Source organism: Variovorax sp. 01T432 (assembly GCF_056398605.1).
This window is the reverse complement of record NZ_JBFTPS010000002.1, coordinates 227,219-249,013: the sequence shown is the minus strand read 5'-3', so window position 1 is coordinate 249,013 and position 21,795 is coordinate 227,219. Positions and strand designations below refer to the sequence as shown.

Annotated in this window: 28 protein-coding genes; 10 read left to right on the top strand and 18 right to left on the bottom strand. The window is 66.0% G+C overall.

The window, feature by feature from the left end; translation table 11 throughout:
- Positions 1 to 179: 179 nt before the first annotated feature.
- The 6 genes from AC1DNF_RS02870 to AC1DNF_RS02845 all read right to left on the bottom strand — a co-directional run bounded on the left by AC1DNF_RS02870 (position 180) and on the right by AC1DNF_RS02845 (position 3,701).
- Positions 180 to 746 carry a ferritin-like domain-containing protein gene (locus AC1DNF_RS02870; protein ID WP_478147023.1) on the bottom strand — a complete coding sequence of 189 codons (567 nt, stop codon included), beginning with the start codon at positions 744 to 746 and terminating at the stop codon, positions 180 to 182.
- A complete protein-coding gene (locus tag AC1DNF_RS02865; RefSeq protein ID WP_478147022.1) occupies positions 743 to 1,132 on the bottom strand; it encodes a hypothetical protein in 390 nt (129 codons plus the stop codon). The genes AC1DNF_RS02870 and AC1DNF_RS02865 overlap by 4 nt, the downstream gene beginning before the upstream one ends.
- Before the next feature lie 49 nt (positions 1,133 to 1,181).
- On the bottom strand, positions 1,182 to 1,562 hold the full coding sequence (locus AC1DNF_RS02860) for a hypothetical protein (protein ID WP_478147021.1): 381 nt from the start codon (positions 1,560 to 1,562) through the stop codon (positions 1,182 to 1,184).
- A 46-nt stretch (positions 1,563 to 1,608) separates the two neighbouring features.
- The gene (locus AC1DNF_RS02855; protein ID WP_478147020.1) at positions 1,609 to 1,983 is read right to left on the bottom strand and encodes a hypothetical protein; all 375 of its coding nucleotides are present in this window, start codon (positions 1,981 to 1,983) and stop codon (positions 1,609 to 1,611) included.
- A gap of 54 nt (positions 1,984 to 2,037) precedes the next feature.
- Positions 2,038 to 2,202: a DUF1328 domain-containing protein gene (locus AC1DNF_RS02850; protein WP_477925699.1), complete on the bottom strand. Its 165-nt coding sequence runs from the start codon at positions 2,200 to 2,202 to the stop codon at positions 2,038 to 2,040.
- Between the two features lie 170 nt (positions 2,203 to 2,372).
- Entirely contained in the window at positions 2,373 to 3,701 is a 1,329-nt protein-coding gene (locus tag AC1DNF_RS02845) for a CHASE3 domain-containing protein (protein WP_478147033.1), read from the bottom strand.
- Between the two features lie 140 nt (positions 3,702 to 3,841).
- Between AC1DNF_RS02845 and AC1DNF_RS02840 the strand changes: the two genes are divergently transcribed.
- Positions 3,842 to 4,474 (top strand): response regulator, encoded by a 633-nt coding sequence (locus tag AC1DNF_RS02840; RefSeq protein WP_158722653.1) that lies wholly within the window; start codon positions 3,842 to 3,844, stop codon positions 4,472 to 4,474.
- Positions 4,475 to 4,511: 37 nt separating this feature from the next.
- Here the strand turns inward: AC1DNF_RS02840 and AC1DNF_RS02835 are convergent, their stop codons facing one another.
- The 4 genes from AC1DNF_RS02835 to gpmA form a co-directional block, all read right to left on the bottom strand.
- Positions 4,512 to 4,913, bottom strand: a complete 402-nt coding sequence (locus tag AC1DNF_RS02835) for a response regulator (RefSeq protein WP_478147032.1) — start codon at positions 4,911 to 4,913, stop codon at positions 4,512 to 4,514.
- 192 nt (positions 4,914 to 5,105) lie between these two features.
- On the bottom strand, positions 5,106 to 5,873 hold the full coding sequence (locus AC1DNF_RS02830) for a HesA/MoeB/ThiF family protein (protein WP_478147019.1): 768 nt from the start codon (positions 5,871 to 5,873) through the stop codon (positions 5,106 to 5,108).
- A gap of 49 nt (positions 5,874 to 5,922) precedes the next feature.
- A complete protein-coding gene (locus tag AC1DNF_RS02825) occupies positions 5,923 to 7,365 on the bottom strand; it encodes a S41 family peptidase (protein ID WP_478147018.1) in 1,443 nt (480 codons plus the stop codon).
- Positions 7,366 to 7,464: 99 nt separating this feature from the next.
- Positions 7,465 to 8,208 (bottom strand): 2,3-diphosphoglycerate-dependent phosphoglycerate mutase, encoded by a 744-nt coding sequence (gene gpmA / locus AC1DNF_RS02820; protein ID WP_478147017.1) that lies wholly within the window; start codon positions 8,206 to 8,208, stop codon positions 7,465 to 7,467.
- Positions 8,209 to 8,280: 72 nt separating this feature from the next.
- Between gpmA and AC1DNF_RS02815 the strand changes: the two genes are divergently transcribed.
- The 7 genes from AC1DNF_RS02815 to pabB all read left to right on the top strand — a co-directional run bounded on the left by AC1DNF_RS02815 (position 8,281) and on the right by pabB (position 14,445).
- Positions 8,281 to 8,688, top strand: a complete 408-nt coding sequence (locus tag AC1DNF_RS02815) for a rhodanese-like domain-containing protein (RefSeq protein WP_478147016.1) — start codon at positions 8,281 to 8,283, stop codon at positions 8,686 to 8,688.
- Between the two features lie 20 nt (positions 8,689 to 8,708).
- Positions 8,709 to 8,972: a glutaredoxin 3 gene (grxC, locus tag AC1DNF_RS02810; RefSeq protein ID WP_478147015.1), complete on the top strand. Its 264-nt coding sequence runs from the start codon at positions 8,709 to 8,711 to the stop codon at positions 8,970 to 8,972.
- Positions 8,973 to 9,070: 98 nt separating this feature from the next.
- Positions 9,071 to 9,535: a protein-export chaperone SecB gene (secB, locus tag AC1DNF_RS02805; protein WP_478147014.1), complete on the top strand. Its 465-nt coding sequence runs from the start codon at positions 9,071 to 9,073 to the stop codon at positions 9,533 to 9,535.
- Between the two features lie 22 nt (positions 9,536 to 9,557).
- Positions 9,558 to 10,559, top strand: a complete 1,002-nt coding sequence (locus AC1DNF_RS02800; RefSeq protein ID WP_478147013.1) for an NAD(P)H-dependent glycerol-3-phosphate dehydrogenase — start codon at positions 9,558 to 9,560, stop codon at positions 10,557 to 10,559.
- Between the two features lie 24 nt (positions 10,560 to 10,583).
- On the top strand, positions 10,584 to 11,462 hold the full coding sequence (gene nadC / locus AC1DNF_RS02795) for a carboxylating nicotinate-nucleotide diphosphorylase (RefSeq protein WP_478147012.1): 879 nt from the start codon (positions 10,584 to 10,586) through the stop codon (positions 11,460 to 11,462).
- A gap of 2 nt (positions 11,463 to 11,464) precedes the next feature.
- Positions 11,465 to 12,589: a quinolinate synthase NadA gene (nadA, locus tag AC1DNF_RS02790; RefSeq protein WP_478147011.1), complete on the top strand. Its 1,125-nt coding sequence runs from the start codon at positions 11,465 to 11,467 to the stop codon at positions 12,587 to 12,589.
- Complete coding sequence (pabB, locus tag AC1DNF_RS02785; protein WP_478147010.1) at positions 12,589 to 14,445, top strand: aminodeoxychorismate synthase component I; 1,857 nt, start codon at positions 12,589 to 12,591, stop codon at positions 14,443 to 14,445. The genes nadA and pabB overlap by 1 nt, the downstream gene beginning before the upstream one ends.
- Here pabB and AC1DNF_RS02780 read toward each other — a convergent pair.
- The 8 genes from AC1DNF_RS02780 to AC1DNF_RS02745 form a co-directional block, all read right to left on the bottom strand.
- Entirely contained in the window at positions 14,383 to 14,778 is a 396-nt protein-coding gene (locus AC1DNF_RS02780; protein WP_478147009.1) for a 6-pyruvoyl trahydropterin synthase family protein, read from the bottom strand. The genes pabB and AC1DNF_RS02780 overlap by 63 nt on opposite strands.
- The gene (queE, locus tag AC1DNF_RS02775; protein ID WP_478147008.1) at positions 14,778 to 15,416 is read right to left on the bottom strand and encodes a 7-carboxy-7-deazaguanine synthase; all 639 of its coding nucleotides are present in this window, start codon (positions 15,414 to 15,416) and stop codon (positions 14,778 to 14,780) included. The genes AC1DNF_RS02780 and queE overlap by 1 nt, the downstream gene beginning before the upstream one ends.
- Before the next feature lie 6 nt (positions 15,417 to 15,422).
- The gene (panC, locus tag AC1DNF_RS02770; RefSeq protein WP_478147007.1) at positions 15,423 to 16,253 is read right to left on the bottom strand and encodes a pantoate--beta-alanine ligase; all 831 of its coding nucleotides are present in this window, start codon (positions 16,251 to 16,253) and stop codon (positions 15,423 to 15,425) included.
- A 30-nt stretch (positions 16,254 to 16,283) separates the two neighbouring features.
- Positions 16,284 to 17,168 carry a 3-methyl-2-oxobutanoate hydroxymethyltransferase gene (gene panB, locus AC1DNF_RS02765; RefSeq protein ID WP_478147006.1) on the bottom strand — a complete coding sequence of 295 codons (885 nt, stop codon included), beginning with the start codon at positions 17,166 to 17,168 and terminating at the stop codon, positions 16,284 to 16,286.
- Positions 17,169 to 17,239: 71 nt separating this feature from the next.
- A complete protein-coding gene (panD, locus tag AC1DNF_RS02760; RefSeq protein ID WP_478147005.1) occupies positions 17,240 to 17,641 on the bottom strand; it encodes an aspartate 1-decarboxylase in 402 nt (133 codons plus the stop codon).
- A gap of 39 nt (positions 17,642 to 17,680) precedes the next feature.
- Positions 17,681 to 19,267: an L-aspartate oxidase gene (gene nadB, locus AC1DNF_RS02755; RefSeq protein ID WP_478147004.1), complete on the bottom strand. Its 1,587-nt coding sequence runs from the start codon at positions 19,265 to 19,267 to the stop codon at positions 17,681 to 17,683.
- A 14-nt stretch (positions 19,268 to 19,281) separates the two neighbouring features.
- A complete protein-coding gene (locus AC1DNF_RS02750) occupies positions 19,282 to 20,079 on the bottom strand; it encodes a segregation and condensation protein A (RefSeq protein WP_478147031.1) in 798 nt (265 codons plus the stop codon).
- 123 nt (positions 20,080 to 20,202) lie between these two features.
- Positions 20,203 to 20,409, bottom strand: a complete 207-nt coding sequence (locus AC1DNF_RS02745) for a DUF3460 family protein (protein WP_478147003.1) — start codon at positions 20,407 to 20,409, stop codon at positions 20,203 to 20,205.
- Between the two features lie 151 nt (positions 20,410 to 20,560).
- On the opposite strand from AC1DNF_RS02745, the gene AC1DNF_RS02740 reads away from it, so the two are divergent.
- Together AC1DNF_RS02740 and AC1DNF_RS02735 are read left to right on the top strand one after the other, a co-directional pair.
- Complete coding sequence (locus AC1DNF_RS02740; RefSeq protein ID WP_478147002.1) at positions 20,561 to 21,235, top strand: hypothetical protein; 675 nt, start codon at positions 20,561 to 20,563, stop codon at positions 21,233 to 21,235.
- Between the two features lie 55 nt (positions 21,236 to 21,290).
- Positions 21,291 to 21,788, top strand: a complete 498-nt coding sequence (locus tag AC1DNF_RS02735) for an outer membrane protein assembly factor BamE (protein WP_478147001.1) — start codon at positions 21,291 to 21,293, stop codon at positions 21,786 to 21,788.
- The last annotated feature ends 7 nt before the right edge of the window (positions 21,789 to 21,795 follow it).

Sequence of the window (21,795 nt, the reverse complement as noted above, 5' to 3'; positions counted from 1 at the left end):
AATAGCGGGCTCACCGCACGGCGTCCGATAACGCCGTGAGCTCGCACCAATGACGTGTCGGTCATCTTGGCGCTGCCGTTCACCTTGTAGCGCATAGTCGTTTCTTCGCGAACGCCTGGCCCGGGTACGGGTTTGGGATGCTCAATAGAAAAGCCCGGGGACCCGGGCTTTTCTATTGGTCACGCGTGGCTTGTTCTTGACTGGCCCATCCAGTCCTTCAGCTCGTCCGCATGCTCTTCCTCGTCGCTGAGGATCTGCTCCAGCATGCGCCGCGTCGTGGGGTCCTTGTCGCCGATCAGGGCGATCATCTGCCGATATGTTTCGACCGCGATGCGTTCAGCGATCAGGTTGGCCTTCACCATCGCATGCAACTCCGTCGACTCGTCGTACTTGGCATGGCTGCGCTCCAGCAGGCTTGCCGGATTGAAGTTGGGTTCGCCACCGAGCTGGACAATGCGCTCTGCGATCATGTCCGCGTGCGCGGACTCTTCATTGGCGTGCACCAGAAACTCTTCGGCGATCTTGGGCGACTCCACGCCGTTGGCGGTGAAGTAGTGGCGCTTGTAGCGCAGTACGCAAACCAGTTCGGTCGCGAGCGCGTCGTTCAAGAGCCTGACGATGTCGTCACGCCATGGGCCGTAGCTTGGCGTTACAGCGCCCTCGTCCAGGCTCTTGGAGGCAGCCTCGATGGCAGTCTGATCGAGCACCAGGCGTTCCGGTTGTTTCCGGGCGGAGGGGTTGTTCATGGCGGGGCCTTTCGTGGGGTTGATTGAATCCGCATCAATGTGGTCAGCAGGTCGGCCACGTCGGAGGTTCTCAATACGGCGGCGATGATCGCCGTGATCGACAGCAGTCGCCAGGGCTTGATCAAGACGAGCAACGCACCTGTCCCGGCGGCGGCTGTGATGAGCTTCGCCGGCTGTTCGCGCGCATAGCGCTCGAGCAGCGGTCGCGCCAACTGGCCAGCGGCATTGGCGGGATGCCTGCGCCACCAGCGCAAGACGATGCCGCGCGCAACGGAGGTCCACGCGGGGTCGCCCCGCCTGCCTTCAGCTTGCTGCTGCGGCTCGGCCGCAGCAGGCTCGAGATCGCCCACCTCGTCCGCGCCGCGCAGCTGGCGGATGAGCGCCATGCGCGAGATCTCCAGCCTTTGTTGCGGTGTCAAGGGTGGGGGTGGAAACTCAGCTGCCATCGCGTGCTCCCGCCGCATGAAGCGCGCGAATGTCGGCATCGACTTGCGCGCGAAGGTCGGTAAAGCCCTGGAACTTGCTGGGGCGCGAGGCGAGATACCCGGCCGTGATCGCGATGACGATCGCCGCGCCGGGGACAGCGACCAGCACCCAATGGAAGCTGCCTTGGAGCGCGCCCAGCATGACGGCAACACCGATCAGCCCGAGCGCGAGCATCGCGCTGACTGCCGCCAGGACACCGGCGATGATGCGCCCGACGATGACCTTCGACGCCTCCGTGGCTTCCAGCCTGACCAGGGCGCCGTAGTTGGCGATGTGGTCGGCAATCAACTCGGGATGCCCGAGCACCGTGGAATAAATGGGATGAAGCATGGTGCAACAGGCTGTGGCCTAGGCCGGTGGAGACGAGAGGCTCAGATCAATAGTCGTCCCGGCGGCGGCTTGCGAGAACAATCAGCGCGGTGATCGCCGCGCCGGCGGCAGCGGCGATGAGCACCGAGCGGACCGGTTGATCGGAAATGTATTTGCCTGTCACGTCCGCCGCGGCTTCCAACCGGCGTTGGGCGCGCGCGCTGGTCGTCGACGCGGCGTCGAGACCGCGCTGCACGGCCTGCTGGACCCGCGCGGCGATCTGCTCGACGGTGGGCTCCGCATCTCGGCGCAGGTCACGGACCTTCTCGCCGGCGGCATTCACCGCGTTCTGCGCATATGCCCGGGTGGTGTCGACGGCGTCATTGGCGGTCTGGCGGATATCGTCGGCCAGCTGCGAGGGGGTCTTGGTTGTTGTGTTCATAAAAAATGATCCTTCCGGGAGATTGATTGCGGGAGCCTGCTCATCGTAACGACGCTAACCGCGTCGTATCAAGCCTGCGATGAGGCTGGCGAGCGCCAGGACGATGAAGATGATGAAAAGAATCTTCGCGATTCCCACGGCGCTGGCCGCGATGCCGCCGAAGCCGAACACCGCGGCAATCAAGGCAATGACCAGAAACACGACCGCATAGTGCAACATGTTGACTCCTTCGAAGTGGCCTCGTTGTCGTGAATGAACACGTCTTCGTTCGCATGAACGACCTGAAGACAACGTTAAACGGGCGGTCTTCCCGGCCCTGTCAGCAGCAGCGGCCTGGGGGCGTAGGAGAGGGCCGGATCAGGGGCCGATTGCGGTCGCGAGCGGCGTTCTCAGGCGTGCGCCGGCGTGGGCGCGGCAGGCAGGATCGCGCTGAGCCGCGTGCCTTCGCCCGGCTTCGACAGGACACTCAGCTTGCCCCTGGCCGCCTCCACGCGATGGCGCATGCCTGCCAGGCCGTGGGTGGAGGGGCGGGCCTGCTGGGTGTCGAAGCCCTTGCCGTTGTCGGCCACTTCCACCACGACGTGGTTGCCATAGTTCTTCATCACGATGCTGGCTTCGCTCGCCTGGGCGTACTTGCCGATGTTGGTCAGGCTTTCCTGCACCATGCGGTAGACCGTGAGCTGGTTCGCCTCGTCGAGCGACACCGGCTCCAGCACCATCTCGACCTCCATGCCCGAATGTTCGGCGAATTCGCGTCCCAGGATCTCGAGCGAAGCGACAAGGCCGAGGTTGGACAGTGAGGACGGCCTCAGATCTTCGATGATGCGGCGCTTGAGGGCGATCCCGCTGTTGAGGAGTTCGTTCAAGTGCTGCAGCCGCTGCGTCGCATCCGGGGCGTCGGCCAGCCTGGATTTCAGGCGCGCGACATCCAGCTTGGCGGCGGTCAACAGGGAGCCGAGTTCGTCATGGAGTTCGCGGGCGAGGTAGCCGCGTTCGGTTTCTCTCACCTGCTGCAGATGGGTCGCGAGTTCAGCCAGCGTCGCGGTGCGCTCGCGCACCTCGTCCTCGAGGGCGTTTCGTTCGCGCTGCAGCGCCTCCTGCTGGCGCTCGCCGGCTGATCGCAGGGCATGGGTCTGGCGCAGGTAGAGGTAGAAGGCCATGAGCGCGGCCAGCGCCACGATCGCGATTCCGATCCGGGCCAGCCGCAGCGACTTCGCGATCTGGATCTGCCCCTGCATCAGTTCCTCATTGCTGATGGCGATCAACTCGCCGGCCTGCCGGCGAATGGCTTCCATTTCCTCGCGGCCCACATCGGTGGTGATGACGAACTTCCAGGCGTCCTCATTGCCGTTCTGGCGCAGACGCACGCTCATTTCCATCTCCGCGAGCTTGCGCGCGACGTGCTTCGACAACTCACCAAGGCGCGCCAGTTCGTCCGGCCTGTTGGCATAGAGCATTTGTAAAGCGGCCAGATGGCCGTCCACTTGCTTCACCGCCGCGTCGTAGGGCTCGCGGTAGCGTGCTTCTCCGGTCAACAGAAACCCGCGCTGGCCCGTTTCTCCATCAAGGATGTTTTGGAGCATGAGGTTGAGAACCCCGCGCGCCCGCTGGGCGTTTTCCACCTCGGTAAGCGCCCGAGTCGACTGCCGATAGCCGGCCTCGTTGATGCCCACGAGAATGAGTGCAGCCAGCGCCGCCAGCGTCAGGCCCAGGGCCATCTTCGGAAAAGCTAACCAGCGCATGAGGTCTCCGAGAGATGCCAGCACCTCAATTTCGTGAATAATCGAAGCCCCACAGGGACCGGCACGGTGCGACGCATAAGACCGCTATCTATACAACGCAACGACGAAGGTAACAGATGATCAAGATCGGAATTGTGGACGACCACGCTATCGTGCGCTCCGGCTTGCGCCAGTTTTTCTCGGAGCACGTTGATCTGCGCGTTGTGGGTGAAGCCGCCAGTGGCCGCGAGGCCATCGAACTGGTGCGAACCACCGAACTCGACGTGCTCGTGATGGACCTTTCGATGCCCGGCCAGAGCGGCATCGATGCCCTCGCGATGATTCGCGCGAAGGCGCCGGATGTCGGCATCCTCATCCTGAGCGGCTATCCCGAGGAGCACTATGCGATGAACCTCATCCGCCAGGGTGCGAGCGGCTACCTCAACAAGGAGTGCGATCCGATCGAGATCGTGAATGCGATCCGCACTGTCTCCCTGGGCAGGCGTTACATCACGCCAGCGGTGGCCGAATTGCTCGCACGGCAGCTTGATCGCAAGGACGACGCAGCACCGCATGAGCAACTGTCGGAGCGCGAGTTCCAGGTCTTCCTGAAGCTGGCCAAGGGCGAGACGGCGGGCGATATCGCCAAGACGCTGTCGCTTTCCGTGAAGACCGTGAGCACCTATCGCACGCGGCTGATGGAGAAGATGAACCTCTCGTCCAACAGCGACCTGACGTACTACGCGCTGAAGAACAAGCTGATCGATTGAAGATCGGCCGGCGCCTCGCGGCGCATTGCGCCGGGTGTCAGCGGCTCGTCGATGGGCGAATCGCGGCCGCTTGTTCGATGCAGTAGTCAATGAGCGCGTCGATCTCGTTCGATTTGTCGAAGACGGCATCGACACCGAACTGGGCGCAACGCTTGCGGATGTCGGGCGTCGCATAGTTGCTGAGGACCACGACCTTCTGACCCGGCCGTCGCGCCATGCACGTTTGCAATACACCCAAGCCGCTGCCCTGCTTCAAGAACAGGTCGACGATCGCCAATTCCCATTCGTCCTTGTTGTCACGTAACCATTGGCTGGCTTCGGCTTCCGTTTCCGCGAAGCCGATCGCCGAGATACAGGTGAGCTCTTCCAGGGTGCCAACGAGATTCTCGCGAATCGTGACGTTGTCTTCGACGATGTAGGTTTTCAATCTTGGGTCCATGGAGAACCGCACGCCCTTGAGAGGTCAAGTCCGCCGACTTGCCGGCCTTGTAAAGCTTGTCGTCTCAAGGACGACCGCTTCGTAGCCCGCATCATGCAGGGTTTGGCGGTTTGTGGCTGTAGGCTTGTTCTTACGAGAAGCATTGATTTGGCGTTGGGGCGGCGTCGGCGACCAGGCCTGCAGAGCGACCCGTCAGAGCGCTGAACCGCCCGGGCGATGCCCGCACACGCTGCACGCGGGATCGCGCGCGACGCGCAGGGTGTCGAACGCGGTTCGGCGGCCGTCGAACATCAGCAGGCTGCCGGCGAGTGAGGGCCTGATGCCGGCGAGCAGTTTCAGGGCTTCGCTGGCCTGCAAGGTGCCGATGGTTCCGACGACGGGTGCGAACACGCCCATGACCGCGCAGCGCGTTTCCTCGAAACTGGCGTCTGGAGGAAACAGGCATGCGTAGCAGGGGCAGGACGGCTCGCGCGTGTCGTACACGCTCAGTTGGCCATCGAAGCGGATGGCGGCGCCAGCCACGAGCGGCTTGGCGAACTGGACACACGCCCGGTTCACGGCGTGCCGGGTGTCGAAGTTGTCACAGCAGTCGACCACCACGTCGGCGGTCGCGACCAGTTGGGCAAGAAGCGCATGGTCGGCGCGAAGCCGGTGCAAATCGACCCTTATCTCGGGATTGATGGCGCGCATGGCCTCGGCTGCGGAGTCGACCTTCGGCATGCCCACGCGCGCCGTGGTGTGCGCGATCTGGCGTTGGAGGTTGGTGAGATCGACTTCGTCATCGTCGACCAGCGTGATGCGGCCGACACCGGCGGCCGCGAGATAAAGCGCCACCGGCGAACCGAGCCCGCCGGCGCCGATCACAAGCGCATGCGCCGCGCTGACTCGCTCTTGGCCGTCAATGCCGAATTCCTCGAGCAGGATATGGCGCGAATAGCGCAGGAGGTCGTGGTCTTCCATGCGCTGTGCATTTCACCGGGGCGGCTCGACCTGGAGCCAGCCTCGAGGATCAGTTGTCCTTCTTCTCTTCCTTGTTGTCGACGATCACCTGGGTCTTGCTTACGAGCACCGGTTGGCCCTTGAGTCGGTTCAAGGCCTGGATCAGCGGGAAATCCTGCGCGGCGCCGAATTCCGGCACCTTGCGGTCTTGCACCGGCTTCTTGGCCTCCTCCTCGAGACGCTTGCGGGCTTCGTCGCGCGCTTTTTCGCGTTCGGGGTCCTTGCTCTCCGGACCCTGGCCGCTGGCCAGATGCTTTTCGAGGTCGGCTTCCCGCATGCGCAAGGCGGCGAAGGGGCTGCCCTCGGCACTCTCGTCGACCAGCACGTTCGGCACGATCCCCTTGGCCTGGATCGAGGTGCCGCTCGGGGTGTAGTAGCGCGCAGTCGTGATCTTGAGCCCGGTATCGGGGCCGAGCGGGCGCACCGTCTGCACTGAGCCCTTGCCGAAGGTCTGGCTGCCCATGATGATTCCGCGCTTGTGATCCTGCAGGGCGCCAGCCACGATTTCGCTTGCGGAAGCAGAGCCTTCATTGACGAGCACCACCAGCGGCACTGTCTTGAGCGCCGCAGGCAGTCCGCGCAGCGGGTCGCTGCCGGCCCGGCGCTGGTAGAACTCGGGCGCGGCCTTGTAGACAGCCTTGCTTTCGCTCAACTGGCCGTCGGTCGACACCACCGTGGCGTTCTCCGGCAGGAACGCCGCCGAAATGGCCACCGCTGCGTCGAGCAGACCGCCCGGATCGTTGCGCAGGTCCAGCACGAGGCCTTTGAGGTTGGGATCCTGCTTGTAGAGTTCTTCGACTTTCTTGGCAAAGTCCTCGACGGTGCGCTCCTGGAACTGCGATACGCGAATCCAGCCGTAGCCCGGCTCCATCACCTTGCCGCGCACCGACTGCGTACGAATCTCCTCGCGCGTGATGGTGACCGGGAAGGTGCGGTTCTCGTCCTTGCGGAAGATCGTCAGCAGCACCTTGGTGTTGGCCTCGCCGCGCATGCGCTTGACCGCTTCGTTGAGCGACAGGCCGCGGACTGCAGCGTCGTCGATCTTCGTGATCAGGTCGTTGGGCTTGAGGCCGGCGCGGAATGCGGGCGAACCCTCGATCGGCGATACCACCTTGATCAAGCCGTCTTCCTGCGAAATCTCGATGCCGACGCCGACGAAACGACCGGTCGTGCCTTCGCGAAATTCCTTGAAGGACTTCTTGTCGAAGTACTGCGAGTGCGGGTCGAGCCCCGCGACCATGCCCGAAATCGCATCGGAGATGAGTTTCTTCTCGTCGACCGGCTCGACGTAGTCGCTCTTGACCATGCCGAACACCGCAGCAAGCTGCTGCAGTTCCTCCAGGGGGAGGGGAGCCAGAGAGCCCCGTGCGACGGTTTGCAGCGAGACGGTGGTGAGTACGCCGGCTACGACGCCTGCGCTAACCCAACCGGTGATCTTCAGTTTCTGGCCCATGTGTAAGTGTCCTTGTCGCCTATCAAACCAATATACACAGCTTGGAAGCAAGTTGTCTGCCGGGGTTCCTTGAACCCGCGGGCGAAAGGCTGATTTTCGTCAAGCTTTGCCCTGCGCGGCGATGAGGGCCGCCGCTTTTTCGGCCGCGGCCGCATCACCCAGATAGTAGTGGCGCAGGGGCTTGAGGTCGTCGTCCAGCTCGTAGACCAGCGGAATTCCATTGGGAATGTTGAGACCGACGATCGCGTCGTCTGAGATTCCGTCGAGGTATTTCACCAGCGCGCGGATCGAGTTGCCATGCGCCGCCACCACCAGGCGGCGCCCCGCGCGGATGGCAGGCGCCATCGACTCGTGCCAGAAGGGCAGCACCCGCGCCACCGTGTCCTTGAGACATTCCGTCAGAGGCACCTGTTCCGAGGCCAGCTTGGCGTAGCGCAGGTCGCCGCGCTCGCTGCGCGGATCGTTCGCATCCAGCGGCGGCGGCGGCGTGTTGTAGCTGCGACGCCAGACCAGGACCTGCTCGTCGCCGTACTTCCTGGCGGTCTCTGCCTTGTTCAGGCCCTGCAGTCCGCCGTAGTGACGTTCGTTGAGGCGCCATGAGTGCACCACGGGGAGCCAGGTGCGATCGAGTTCGTCGAGCGTATGCCACAGGGTGCGGGTCGCGCGTTTGAGCACGCTGGTGTAGGCCACGTCGAAGTCATAGCCCTCCGCCTTGAGAAGCCGCCCGGCCTGCTTGGCCTGTTCGACGCCGGTGGGGGTCAGGTCGACATCGGTCCAGCCGGTGAATCGGTTTTCGAGATTCCAGGTCGATTCGCCGTGGCGGATCAGTACCAGTTTGTGCATGGGAGAGGCCTTTGGGAACGCTTGCGGAAAGCCGACATTCTAAAATCCGTGGTTTGCTACTCAAGGAACACCGTGAAATTCATCGTCGACAACTGGATGCTGATCCTGATCGCGCTCAGCTCCGGCGCCATGCTGGCCTGGCCATTGGTGCGCGGCGCGAATGCCGGATCCCTCACGGCGCAGGGTGCGGTCCAGCTCATCAATCGCGCGCGTGCCGTGGTGGTCGATGTGCGCGAGCCCGAGGAGTTCGCGGCCGGCCACGTGACTGGCGCGAAGAACGTTCCGCTGGATCAGCTCGAGGCGAAGCTTCCCGCCGCCGTCAAGAACAAATCGTTACCACTTCTTCTGGTCTGCGCTACCGGCGCGCGTGCGCAGCGCGCCGTGACCACGGCAAGAAAGCTCGGCTATGAGCAGGCCCAAGCCGTGTCCGGCGGACTCAAATCCTGGAAAGCCGCTAATCTGCCGGTTGAAAAAGCCTGAACCTCACCAAGATGTCCACGATGCAAGCTGTCAAGATGTACACGACCGCCGTCTGCCCTTATTGCATTCGAGCGAAGCAAATCCTCAAGTCCAAGGGTGTCGAGCAGATCGAAGAGATCCGCATCGACAGCGATCCGCAAGCGCGAGCGGTGATGATGGGCACCACGCAACGCCGCACCGTGCCGCAGATCTTCATCGGTGACACGCATGTCGGCGGCTGCGATGACCTTATCGCGCTGGACGGCCGCGGCGGTCTCATGCCGCTACTCATGCAAGCTGCCTGAAGCCTCACGGAGGCCGGTGATAATGCCCGGCTACCCGTAAAGCCCGCTGCGGAGTGCTCTTCCCGGCGGGCGTTGTTCATGATTTTCGAAAGCTCAGCATGGCAGACCAGCAATCCCAAGATCCCGTTTTCCAGATCCAGCGCGTCTATCTGAAGGACCTGTCGCTCGAGCAGCCCAATTCGCCCGCCATCTTGCTGGAGCAGGAACAGCCGACCGTCGATATCCAGCTCGGCGTCGATGCCCAGCCCGTGAGCGAAGGCATCTTCGAGATCACCGTCTCGGCCACCGTGCAGACCAAGATCCAGGACCGTACCGTGTTCCTGGTCGAAGCCAAGCAGGCGGGCATCTTCGAGATCCGCAACCTGCCGGAAGACCAGATGGGCCCGATTCTCGGCATCGCCTGCCCGCAGATCGTTTACCCGTACTTGCGCGGCAATGTGGCCGACGTGATCCAGCGTGGCGGCTTCCCGCCGGTACACCTGGCTGAAATCAACTTCCAGGCAATGTTCGAGCAGCAGCAGGCGCAGGCCGCCGGCCAGCCTTCGTCGATCACCACGCAGTAACCCTGCCACCGCCCCGCCGCCGATGAAGATCTGCGTGCTCGGCGCCGGCGCTTGGGGCACTGCGCTGGCGGTCAATGCGGCCGGCCGCCACGCGGTCAGCCTGTGGGCGCGCGATGCGGCCCAGGCTCAGGCCATGCTGGCCGCGCGCGAGAACGCGCGCTACCTGCCCGGCATCGCACTTCCTCCATCGCTGGCTCTGCGGGCCGGAGACCCACTGATCGACCTGTCGGGCGCCGAGCTCGTGGTCGTGGCGACGCCGATGGCCGCGCTGCGTGAGCAGCTCGTGCGTTTGCGCGACGTGGCCTGTCCAGTGGCATGGCTTTCCAAGGGCGTCGAGCCGGCGCGGGTCGAGGGCGACGCCGTGGGACTGCTGGCGCATGAGATCCAGGCTCAGGTCGCGCCGCATCTGATCGCCGGCGTGTTGAGCGGGCCCAGCTTTGCGCTCGAAGTGGCGAGAGGCCAACCTACCGCACTGGTGGCGGCCAGCCACCACGCGAAGCTGCGCAATACCCTGGTCGAAGCCTTCCACGGCCCGACCTTGCGCGTGTACGCCAATGAAGACATCGTGGGCGTCGAGGTCGGCGGTGCCGTCAAGAATGTGCTCGCGATCGCGACCGGCCTCGCCGATGGCCTGGCGCTGGGATTCAATGCGCGAGCCGCCCTGATCACGCGCGGCCTCGCCGAAATGACGCGTTTCGGCGTCGCCCTCGGCGCGCGGCCTGAGACCTTCATGGGCCTCTCGGGTCTCGGTGACCTCGTGCTCACCGCCACCGGCGATCTTTCGCGCAACCGCAAGGTCGGACTCCTGCTGGCCCAGGGGCGTACGCTGGCGCAGGCGGTGGATTCGCTCGGTCATGTGGCCGAAGGCGTCTACTGCGCGCGTGCGGTGGTGCAGCGCGCTCGGCACCTCGGCGTGGAGATGCCCATCGCCGCCGGCGTCGTGGCGCTGCTTGATGGCCGGATGCGGCCCGCGGAAGCGGTTGCTGAACTGATGGGGCGCGAGCCCGGTGTCGAATCCGCCTGAGGCGTGGCGTTTTTCAAGAACAAAATGAACGACAAGATCTTCGATTTTTCCGATAGCGGTCTCGCCGAACTCGCGCGGGCCGATGTGCAGCGTGCCTTGCAGGAAGACGTCGGCGGCGGCGATCTCACGGCCGGCCTGGTCACGGCCGGGGTTCATGCCACGGCGCGCGTCCTGCTTCGCGAGAGCGCCGTACTGTGCGGCGGCCCCTGGGTGGAGGCGGTCGTGCGGCAGCTCGACCCGCAGGCACGCGTGGTGTGGCACGGCGCCGAGGGCACGCGCTGCGCGGCTGACCAGACAGTGCTGGAGATCTCTGGCGATGCCCGGGCGCTGCTCACAGCCGAACGCACTGCTCTCAATTTCCTCCAACTGCTCAGCGCCGTGGCGACCCGAACCGCCACCTATGTCGATGCGGTGCGAGGCACGCGCGCCGCGATCGTCGACACACGCAAGACCCTGCCCGGTCTGCGTCTGGCCCAGAAGTACGCCGTGCGCATGGGCGGCGGCACCAATCACCGCATCGGCCTGCACGATGCGGTCCTGATCAAGGAAAACCACATCGCCGCCGCCGGCGGCGTTCGCGCGGCCCTGCGCGCGGCCGAGCGCGTGGCGGCCCAGGCAAAGTTCGTCGAGATCGAGGTCGAGACCCTGGCCCAGCTCGACGAGGCCTTGGCGAACCATGCCCGCATGGTGCTGCTGGACAACATGGACCTGCCGACCCTGCGCGAAGCTGTGCGCCGTAACGAGGCGGCCGGGGAAGCGCGCGCTGTGCTCGAGATTTCCGGGGGCGTCACGCTCGACAGCGTGCGCGCTCTCGCCGAAACCGGTGTGGACCGCATTTCGGTCGGCGCGCTCACCAAGGACATCAAGGCGGTGGATTTCTCCATGCGCTTCCGGGAGGACTGAGGATGAGCTCATCCGTGATCAGCGTCGACTACGAGCAGCCCACCGCCTCCAAAGCCGGCGGCGCCGCCTGCGACACGCGCCACGCCTGGGCGCGCGTGCCGCCCGAGCCGGCCCCGGCCGAACGCGAAGCGCTGAAGGATCGCATCCGCCGCTTGCTTCGCGAACGCAACGCGGTGATGGTGTCGCACTACTACGTCCACCCCGACCTGCAGGATCTGGCCGAGGAGACAGGCGGCCTTGTCAGCGACTCGCTCGAGATGGCGCGCTTCGGTCGAGACCACGCGGCCGGGACGCTGGTGGTGTCGGGCGTCCGCTTCATGGGCGAGACGGCGAAGATCCTGTCGCCCGAAAAGCGCGTGCTGATGCCCGACCTGGACGCGACCTGCTCTCTCGACCTCGGGTGCCCGGCCGACGCCTTCAGCGCCTTCTGCGACCGGCATCCGGACCGTACCGTGGTCGTCTATGCCAACACCAGTGCCGCGGTGAAGGCGCGTGCTGACTGGCTGGTCACCTCGAGCTGCGCGCTGGATGTGGTGAGAGCACTCGCGGCGCAGGGACAGAAGATTCTCTGGGCACCCGACCGCCACCTGGGCGACTACATCCGGCGTGAAACCGGCGCAGACATGGTGAGCTGGGAAGGTGCCTGCATCGTGCACGACGAATTCAAGGCGCTGGAACTCGAGCTTCTCAAGAAGGCCCATCCGGCGGCCAAGGTGCTCGTGCATCCGGAATCGCCCGCGGACGTGATTGCACTGGCCGACGCCGTGGGTTCGACTTCGGGCATCCTGAGCGCGGCACAACGCATGGATGCGGCCGAGTTCATCGTCGCGACCGACAACGGCATGCTGCACAAGCTGCGCACGCTCAATCCCGGCAAGACCTTCATCGAGGCGCCCACGGCCGGCAACTCGGCCACCTGCAAGAGCTGCGCGCACTGCCCCTGGATGGCCATGAACGGCCTCGCGGATCTGGCGCGCGTGCTGGAAACCGGGGATGGCGAAGTGCAGGTCGATCCGGCCCTGGGCCGTCGCGCGCGCGTGCCGATCGACAGGATGCTGGCCTTCACCGCCGGGCTGAAGAACGGTCAACCGGCAGGGAGCCTGATATCGGGGATCGGCGCGGCCTGATGGACGCGGTGTCGGCCCTGATCGACTTTGCTTGCCCCCGCGTGCCCGGAGCGCCACGAGTGCGCCACGCCTTCGGACGGCCGCGCGAGACCCTGGTGGCGCACACCTGGCAACAGGTGCGTCCAGTTCTGGACGCCGTGCAGGCGCAGGCCCTGGAGGGGCGCTGGTGCGTGGGCTACTTGCGCTACGAGGCGGCGCCTGCCTTCGACGCCGCGCTGACGGTGCATGACGCAGACGGCCCTCTCGCCTGGTTTGGCATCTATGACAGCGCGCTGCCGTGGCCGGACGAGGCCGAGAATGAGCGCGCAGCGGTGAGGCCTGTCGCGCGAGTGGCATGGGGCGATGCGCTGTCACGGTCTGCCTTTGACAAGGCGATTGCGGAGATCCAACGCGCCATCGCCTCGGGCGAGGTTTACCAGGTCAACTACACGGCGCGCCTGCGCGGCCTTCTTGACTCGGCCGACGCCGACGAGCCCCATGCCCAGGCGCGCACCCTGTTCTCAGCGCTGCAGCGCGCTCAGCCTGGCGGCTATTGCGCCTGCATCGACACCGGTTCCGAGCAGGTGCTGTCGGTGTCGCCGGAGCTGTTCTTCGACTGGCGAGAGCACCATCTGCTCACACGGCCCATGAAGGGCACGGCCGCGCGCGGCGCCACCACCCAGGAAGACACCGACGCCGCCGCAGGTCTGCGCAGCTCGGTCAAGGAGCGCGCGGAGAACGTGATGATCGTCGACCTTCTGCGCAATGACGTGTCCCGTATCGCCGAGCCGTTTTCGGTGCGCGTGCCACGTCTCTTCCACGCCGAGGCCTTGCCCACCGTGTGGCAGATGACATCCGATGTCGAGGCGCGGACTCGCGCGGATTGCACGCTGGCCGACGTGTTCGGCGCGCTCTTCCCCTGCGGCTCCGTCACCGGCGCGCCCAAGGTCGCCGCCATGCGGATGATCCGCGGCCTCGAGCCTGGCGCACGGGGCATCTACTGCGGAGCCGTGGGCGTCGTCCAGCCGGGTGGCGCCGCCACCTTCAATGTACCGATCCGCACCGTGACGCTGCACGCGGGCATTGCACATTGCGGCATCGGCAGCGGCGTCACGGCCGAAGCCCGGGCCGATGGCGAGTGGCAGGAGTGGCGGCACAAGCGTGCCTTCCTCGACCGTGCCAGCGCGCCCTTCGATCTGCTCGAAACTCTGGCCCTGGAAGATGGCAGCCTTCGCGAGGCCTCAGCCCATGTGGCGCGTCTGGCCGCTGCTGCCACCCACTTCGATTACCCATGGAACAACCAGGCGGTGGACCGCTGCGTGGAAGACCTGCGCCAAGCCCACCCCCAGGGGCGCTGGCGCATTCGCGTGCTGCTTGACGGGCGAGGCAGCGTGCGAGCCGAGGCCTATGCCATGGAAGCCGCGCCAAGCCGCGTCAGGCTCCGATTGGCGGACCGGCCGCTTGAAATGGCCGACAGCGAATTCGTCCGTTTCAAGACCACGCGACGCGCGCATTACGACGCGTTCGCACCCACGCGTGCGGGCGTGTTCGACACCCTCCTGTGGAACACGCGGGGCGAGATCACCGAATGCACGCGCGGCAACGTGGCTCTGCTGATCGACGGCCGCTGGGTAACGCCCTCGCGGCGTTGCGGCCTGCTCGCCGGCATTGCGCGCGAGCGATGCCTGCGCGAAGGCCGCCTGACCGAGGCAGTGGTGCGCCTGCAGGACTTGCCTCGCGTGCAGGCGCTGGCTTTCGTCAACAGCCTGCGAGGATGGATCGACGCTGTGCTTGAAGGCGCGCCGGCGGCGGTGTCAGGCGCCGATCTCCAGAACGCACTCGTCCCCCAGCGGCTCGCGCCAGACGCGCACGCGTGAAGGCGCGGGCCGCATGTCGACCAGGGCCTTCGCGATGTAGACGCAGAGGTTCTCCAGCGTGGGAACGCCCAGGCCGGGCACATCGTCTAGCAGGTGATGGTCGAGCTGCTCGCGCACGGCCTGCAAGTGTTGGCGCAACAGGCCAAGGTCGATGACCATGCCAGTGGCGGCGTCGAGCGGGCCGCTGACGGCCACCTCCGCGTGGTAGGTGTGGCCGTGGATGCGGCGGCTGCCTTCGGCTTCGATCTCGCGCCGCAGGGTATGGGCGGCATCGAAGAAGAAGCGCTGGCTGACGGTGAACTGCGATGACTTGGGGGCAGGCCTGGAGTTCATCATCGAATCCCCGTCAGCTTGTGCGTCTGCAGGCTCAGCCGCCAGGCGGGGTGGCGCAGGCAGGTGTCGATACACGACGCCATGTTCGCGGCCTGCACGGGACCGTCCATCGGTTGCAGGAAGCGGTGGGTGAATTGGCCGTCAATCTCCAGTGCATCCAGGTCCAGTCCGGGCTGCGGCCACACCACCTTGAGCTCCTGCCCTGAGCGCTGGACCCATGGTGCGCCGGCCTTCGGGCTGATGCAAAGCCAGTCGATGCCTTCGGGCGCCACCACAGTGCCGTTGCTTTCCACCGCGATGCGGAAGCCGCGCGCATGCAGCGCCGCAATCAGCGCGGCGTCCACCTGCAACAGCGGTTCGCCGCCGGTCAGCACGGTCTGGCGGTGCTGATCGTGCGCGGCCGGCCATTGCGCGGCGATCGTATCGGCGAGCAACTCGGCGCTGGCGAACTTCCCGCCCAGCGTGCCGTCCGTGCCCACGAATTCGGTGTCGCAGAAACGGCAGATGGCATTGGCACGATCGCTCTCGCGGCCGCTCCACAGATTGCAGCCGGCGAAGCGGCAGAACACGGCGGGCATGCCGGCCTGGGCGCCTTCGCCCTGCAGCGTGTAGAAAATTTCCTTGACGCTATAGGTCATCGAGATTCATGCAGCGATTTCAAGGTTGTCGATCAGCCGGGTTCCGCCCAGCCGGGCCGCGGCCAGTGCGACGAGCGGGTCGCCCGGCGTCGGCGACTGCAGGTCGGCGCGGCGGCGCAGTACCAGGTAGTCGGGCTTCCATCCGCGTTGCGTGAGCGCGTGCATCGCGCGCGCCTCGATGGTGGCCAGGTCATGCTCGCCCTCGCGGACCGCCTGGCCCATCGCCTGGAGCGCCTTCGACAACTGCACCGCCTCGGCGCGCTCGGCTTCGCTCAGGTAGCCGTTGCGCGAGGACAAGGCCAGCCCGTCCTCGGCGCGGCGGGTCTCCCCACCCACGATCTCGATGGGCAGCGCGAACTGTCGCACCATGTGGCGGATGACCATGAGCTGCTGGTAGTCCTTCTTGCCGAACACCGCAACGGCCGGCTGCACGCAGGCGAACAGCTTCATCACCACGGTGCAGACGCCCACGAAGAAGCCGGGCCGGAAGTGTCCTTCGAGAATGTCGGCCAGCGCGCCGTCCGGGTGCACCTTGCAGGTTTGCGGCTCGGGATAGAGCGCCTGCTCGTCGGGTGCGAACAGCACATCGCAGCCGGCCGAGCGCAGCTTCTCGCAATCGCTGTCCCAGGTGCGCGGATAGGTGTCGAAGTCCTCGTGCGGCAGGAACTGCAGCCGGTTGACGAAGATGCTGGCCACCGTGACATCACCCAGGGGCTTCGCCTGGCGCACCAGCGCCAGGTGGCCGTCGTGCAGGTTGCCCATGGTGGGGACGAAGGCGGGCCGTCGTTGGCGGCCCAGGAGCTCGCGCAGTTCGGGGATGGTGCGGGCGATGTGCATGGTCGTGATCGAGATGTGAATGAGGGTGCGCTACCAGGCGTGCAGCGCGTCGTCCGGGAAGCTGCCGTCCTTCACGGCGCGCACATAGGCCTGCAGGGCCTGCGCGATGCCGGCTGCGTCGGCCATGAAGTTGCGCACGAATTTCGGCATCCGGCCGAGGTTGATGCCCAGCATGTCGTGCAGCACCAGCACCTGACCGGCAGTGGAGCGGCCCGCGCCGATGCCGATGGTGGCGCAGTGCCGCAGCTCGCCCGTGAGTTCGGCGGCGAGCGCGGCAGGCACCATCTCGAGCACCAGCATCGTGGCGCCCGCGTCCTGCAGCGCATGGGCCTGTTGCTTGAGCAGAGCGGCGGCCTCGCCGCCCTTGCCCTGCACACGGTAGCCGCCCAGCGCATGCACCGTCTGCGGTGTCAGGCCGAGATGGGCGCAGACCGGGATGCCGCGCTCGACCAGGAAGCGCACCGTCTCGGTGGTCCAGCCGCCGCCTTCCAGCTTGACCATGTGGGCGCCCGCCTGCATGAGCACGGCGGCGCTGCGCAAGGCCTGCTCGCGCGACTCCTGGTAGCTGCCGAAGGGCAGGTCGGCGATGAGCCAGGCGGTGCCCTGGACGCGGTGCAGCCCGCGCGAGACGCTGTCGGTGTGATAGCGCATGGTCTCCAGCGTCACGCCGACCGTGCTGTGCAGGCCCTGGCAGACCATGCCGAGCGAATCGCCCACCAGCAGGCATTCCACGCCCGCCGCGTCGGCCATGGCGGCGAAGGTGGCGTCGTAGGCGGTCAGCATGGCGATCTTCTCGCCACGTGCATGCATGTCCGCCAGGCGCGGCAGGCTCAGCGGCTTGCGCTGGGCCAGCGGCGATGCGGGTGGCAATGTGCCGTAGGGGGTGGCCGAATGGGCACCGGGAATGGATGACATGGTCGAGCTTTCTCCATGGGGCGGCCGCGGGCCGTTATAAGCGAGAGAAGGCCGAGGCTCGGGAATGGCCCTCAGGCCGCGATGACCTCGCCGGAGGCGGCCTGCACGGGAATGTGTGCGCGCTCTTCCTTGATGCGGTTGGCGCCATCGACGAACACCAGCTTCGGCAGGTAGCCCGCCACCTGGTCCTCGGGCACCAGGCCGAAGGCGGCGATGATGATCAGGTCACCCACCGCCGCGCGCCGCGCTGCCGAGCCGTTGACCGAGATGATGCCGGTGCCGCGCTCGCCGCGGATCGCATAGGTCACGAAGCGTTCGCCGTTGTTGATGTTCCAGATGTGGACCTGTTCGTTCTCGCCCAGGTTGGCGGCATCCAGCAGGTCTTCGTCGATGGCGCAGGAGCCTTCGTAGTGCAATTCGCAATCGGTGACGGTCGCGCGGTGGATCTTCGACTTGAGGAGCGTACGGAACATGGCGGGGATTTCTCTGCAAGAAAGGTGAATCGGCCTGGCTCAGCCGGCGGGCGGCACCAGGATCGTTGGAGCCGCTGGCGCGGCGAGCGCGGGATAGTCCCGGCTGAAATGCAGTCCGCGGCTCTCGCGCCGCGCCTGCGCAGAGCGCACGATCAGATCGGCCACCTGAACCAGATTGCGCAGCTCCAGCAGATCGCGCGTGACATGGAAGTTGGCGTAGAACTCCTGGATCTCGCCGGTGAGCAGTGCGATGCGGTGGGCCGCGCGCTCCAGGCGCTTGTTGGTGCGCACGATGCCCACGTAGTCCCACATGAAGCGGCGAAGTTCGTCCCAGTTGTGCGAGATGACAACGGTCTCGTCGGCGTCCCTGACGCGGCTGTCGTCCCAGTGCGGCGCTTCGGCGCAGTCGCGCGCCGGCGCATCGGCAATGGCCTTGGCGGCGGCGCGTGCGAACACCATGCACTCCACCAGCGAGTTGCTCGCCAGGCGGTTGGCGCCATGCAAGCCGGTGCAGGCCGTCTCGCCGATGGCGTAGAGGCCCGGGATGTCCGTGCGGCCGCTGAGGTCGCTCAGCACGCCACCGCAGGTGTAGTGGGCGGCCGGCACCACCGGGATCGGCTCGCGCGTGATGTCGATGCCGAGTTCGGCACAACGCGCCAGGATGTTGGGAAAGTGCTCCCCCAGGAAGGCCGGGCTCTGGTGCGAGATGTCCAGGTACACGCAGTCCAACCCGTGCTTCTTCATCTCGAAATCGATGGCGCGCGCCACCACGTCGCGCGGCGCGAGTTCGGCCCGCGCGTCATGGTCGGGCATGAAGCGGGTGCCCCCCGCCGATTCGGGCAGCTTCAGCAGTCCGCCTTCTCCGCGCACCGCTTCGCTGATCAGGAAGGACTTGGCGTGGGGGTGGTAGAGGCAGGTCGGGTGGAACTGGATGAACTCCATGTTCGCCACCCGGCATCCCGCGCGCCAGGCCGCGGCGATGCCGTCGCCGGTCGCCGTGTCGGGGTTGGTGGTGTAGAGGTAAACCTTGCCCGCGCCGCCGGTCGCCAGGATCGTGTGCGGCGCCCGGAAAGTGACGACCTCATCGGTTGTTGCGTCCAGCGCGTACAGGCCCACGCAGCCGGGATCGGCCAGCCCCAACCGGCGGCCGGTGATCACATCCACCAGCGTGTGCTGCTCGAACAGCGTGATGGCCGGTGTATGGCGGACCCGTTCGATCAGGGTGCGTTGCACCGCGGCCCCTGTGGCGTCGGCCGCATGCACGATGCGACGCTGGCTGTGGCCGCCTTCCCGCGTCAGATGAAGTTCACCGCGCTCGAGCGAAAAGGCTACGCCGAGCGCGCGCAGCCATGCGATGGCCTCGGGCGCGTGTTCCACCACGAACTGGGTGGCGGCCAGGTCGCACAGGCCCGCGCCCGCCACCAGGGTGTCGTCCACATGGGACTGAATGGTGTCGCCTTCACCCAGCACCGCGGCGATGCCGCCCTGGGCCCATTGGCTGGCGCCGTCGTTCAAGGCGCCCTTGGTGAGTACGGCCACACGGTGCGTCGGTGCCAGGTGCAGCGCGGCGCTGAGCCCGGCCAGACCGCTGCCGACGATGAGAACGTCGAAGTCGTGCGATGTCATTGGAGTGGGGTGTGTCAGGCCGGCGAGTACGCCAGCCGCACGTAGATCGGGGCAAAGGCCTCCGCCTGCGTGATGTCGATCAGCGTTTCCTTTGCGAGCTCGAGCATCGCGATGAAGGTGACGATCAGCACCGGCGTGCCGCGCGTGACGTCGAACAGCTTCTCGAACTCCACGAACTGCCGCCCCTGCAGGTGGCGCAGGACGATGCTCATGTGCTCGCGCACGCTCAGTTCCTCGCGCGAGATCTTGTGGTGCTGCACGAGCTTGGCGCGCTTCATGATGTCGGCCCAGGCTTCGCGCAGGTCGACCACGTTCACGTCCGGGAAGCGCGGCTTGAGCGACTGCTCGATGTAGACCTGCGCCTTCCAGAAATCACGTCCGGCTTGCGGCATGGCGTTGAGCGAGGCGGCCTGCAGCTTGGTCTGCTCGTATTCGAGCAGGCGGCGCACCAGTTCCGCGCGCGGATCCTCGGCTTCCTCGCCCTCGGCCACCTTCTTGGGCGGCAGCAGCATTCGCGACTTGATCTCGATCAGCATCGCGGCCATCAGCAGGTACTCGGCGGCAAGCTCCAGGTTGGTCTGGCGGATCTCGTCGACGTAGCTGAGGTACTGGCGCGTCAGCCCCGCCATCGGAATGTCGAGGATGTTGAAGTTCTGCTTGCGGATCAGGTAGAGCAGCAGGTCCAGCGGCCCTTCGAAGGCCTCGAGGAACACCTGGAGCGCCTCGGGCGGAATATAGAGGTCGTTCGGCAGCGCGAACAACGGCTCGCCGTAGAGCCGGGCGAGCGCGACCTGGTCGACGACTTCGGGCATCGCGATGATCTGCGCGCTGCCATCGTCGGCAACGACCTCATCGCGCGCGGAGCCCGCGCCCGTGCCGGCTCTCTCGCCTCGCTGTCGACGATCCTGGGAACCTGCGACGGGCCGGATGGACACTTACTTGGCGCGCGTCTGGTAGACGTAGGGCTGCTGCGGCACCCTGGCTTCGTCGTACTCGTCCAACAGGCTGCGATCGAGGTTCTTGTCCCACAGCAGGGCGCGTCCCGCGCGCTGCTCGGCTTCGAGCGTCGGCTTCTTTTCCTTCATCTGCTCGATGAAGTTCGTGATCTCGGACGTGTAGTGGGGGCGGGCGAAGATGGACATGCGTTTGGACCTTTGGGCGATTTTACCGGTCGAACGCCGGGTCAAACCGGGCGAGCCCAGGGGCGATGCGGTGCGGGTGAATACCGCATTGAAGGCGCGACCGGCATGCGCTAGCGTGGCGGCTCCGAATCAACCCCTCAGGAGACCGCTCATGGTGCGCCGATATTCCCTCTATTTCGCCACGACCGCCGCCGCGGCTGCCGCGCTCCTGGCTGCCTGCAGCATGGGCGGCCCGGCCTCGCCGCAAAGCAAGATGAGCTTCTTCGTGACCAGCGCGAATCCAGGCAAGGGCGCGGATTTCGGCGGACTGGAGGGTGCCGACCGCTATTGCCAGAGCCTTGCAGCGAACGTCGGCGCGGGCGCGCGCACCTGGCGCGCTTACCTCAGCAACAGCCCGGTGGGCGGCAGTCCGGCGGTGAACGCGCGCGATCGCATCGGCAGCGGCCCCTGGTTCAACGTCAAGGGCGAACTGATCGCCAGCAACATCGAGGAACTGCACGGCGACAACAAGATCACCAAGCAGACGGCGCTGACGGAGAAGGGAGCGACCATCAGTGGGCGCGGTGACCCGGTCAACACCCACGACATCCTGACGGGCTCTTCGCCGGACGGCCGGGCCGTCAATGATGGCAAGGACCACACTTGCGGCAACTGGACCAGGAGCGGCGAAGGCTCGGCCATCGTGGGCCACCACGACCGCACCGGTTTGAACGAAAGCCCACCCCAGAAGTCCTGGAACTCGTCGCACGCGACCCAGGGTTGCAGCCTGGAGGCGCTCCAGAAGACCGGCGGCGGCGGGTTGCTCTACTGCTTCGCGCAGAACTGAGGCACGGATCGAAGCCCTAGACTCGGCGCTACTGCATGAAAATTCGGGGGTGCCGGTGCAACGAAAGATAGGGCGCGGGGCCGCGGTGGTCCTGCTGGGTGCGGCGCTGTGGCTGTCGGGCTGCGACCGCCAGCGCATCGGCGAACTGGAAGAGGGCGTCTCCTCGGAGGCCGATGTGCGGGCGCGCTTTGGCGAGCCCGAGAACATCTGGGCTGCGCCCGATGGCCGCATCCTCGAATACAACCGCCAGCCCCAGGGTCAGAAGAACTACATGATCACCATCGGCGCCGATGGCAAGATGGTCGCTCTGCGCCAGGTGCTCACGCCCGAGAACTTCGCCAGGGTCCGGCCCGGCATGGCGGTAGAGGATCTGCGCAAGTTGCTCGGCAAGCCCGCCTCGCGCACGCCGTATCCCCTCAAGAACCAGACCGCGTGGGAATGGCGCTGGCTCCAGCCGCCGAATTCGCCGATGGTGTTCACCGCGATGCTTGATGATGACCAGCGCGTCGTGAGCGCCGGATCATCGCCGGATCGAAGCACCGAGGCGAATTGAAGCCGGG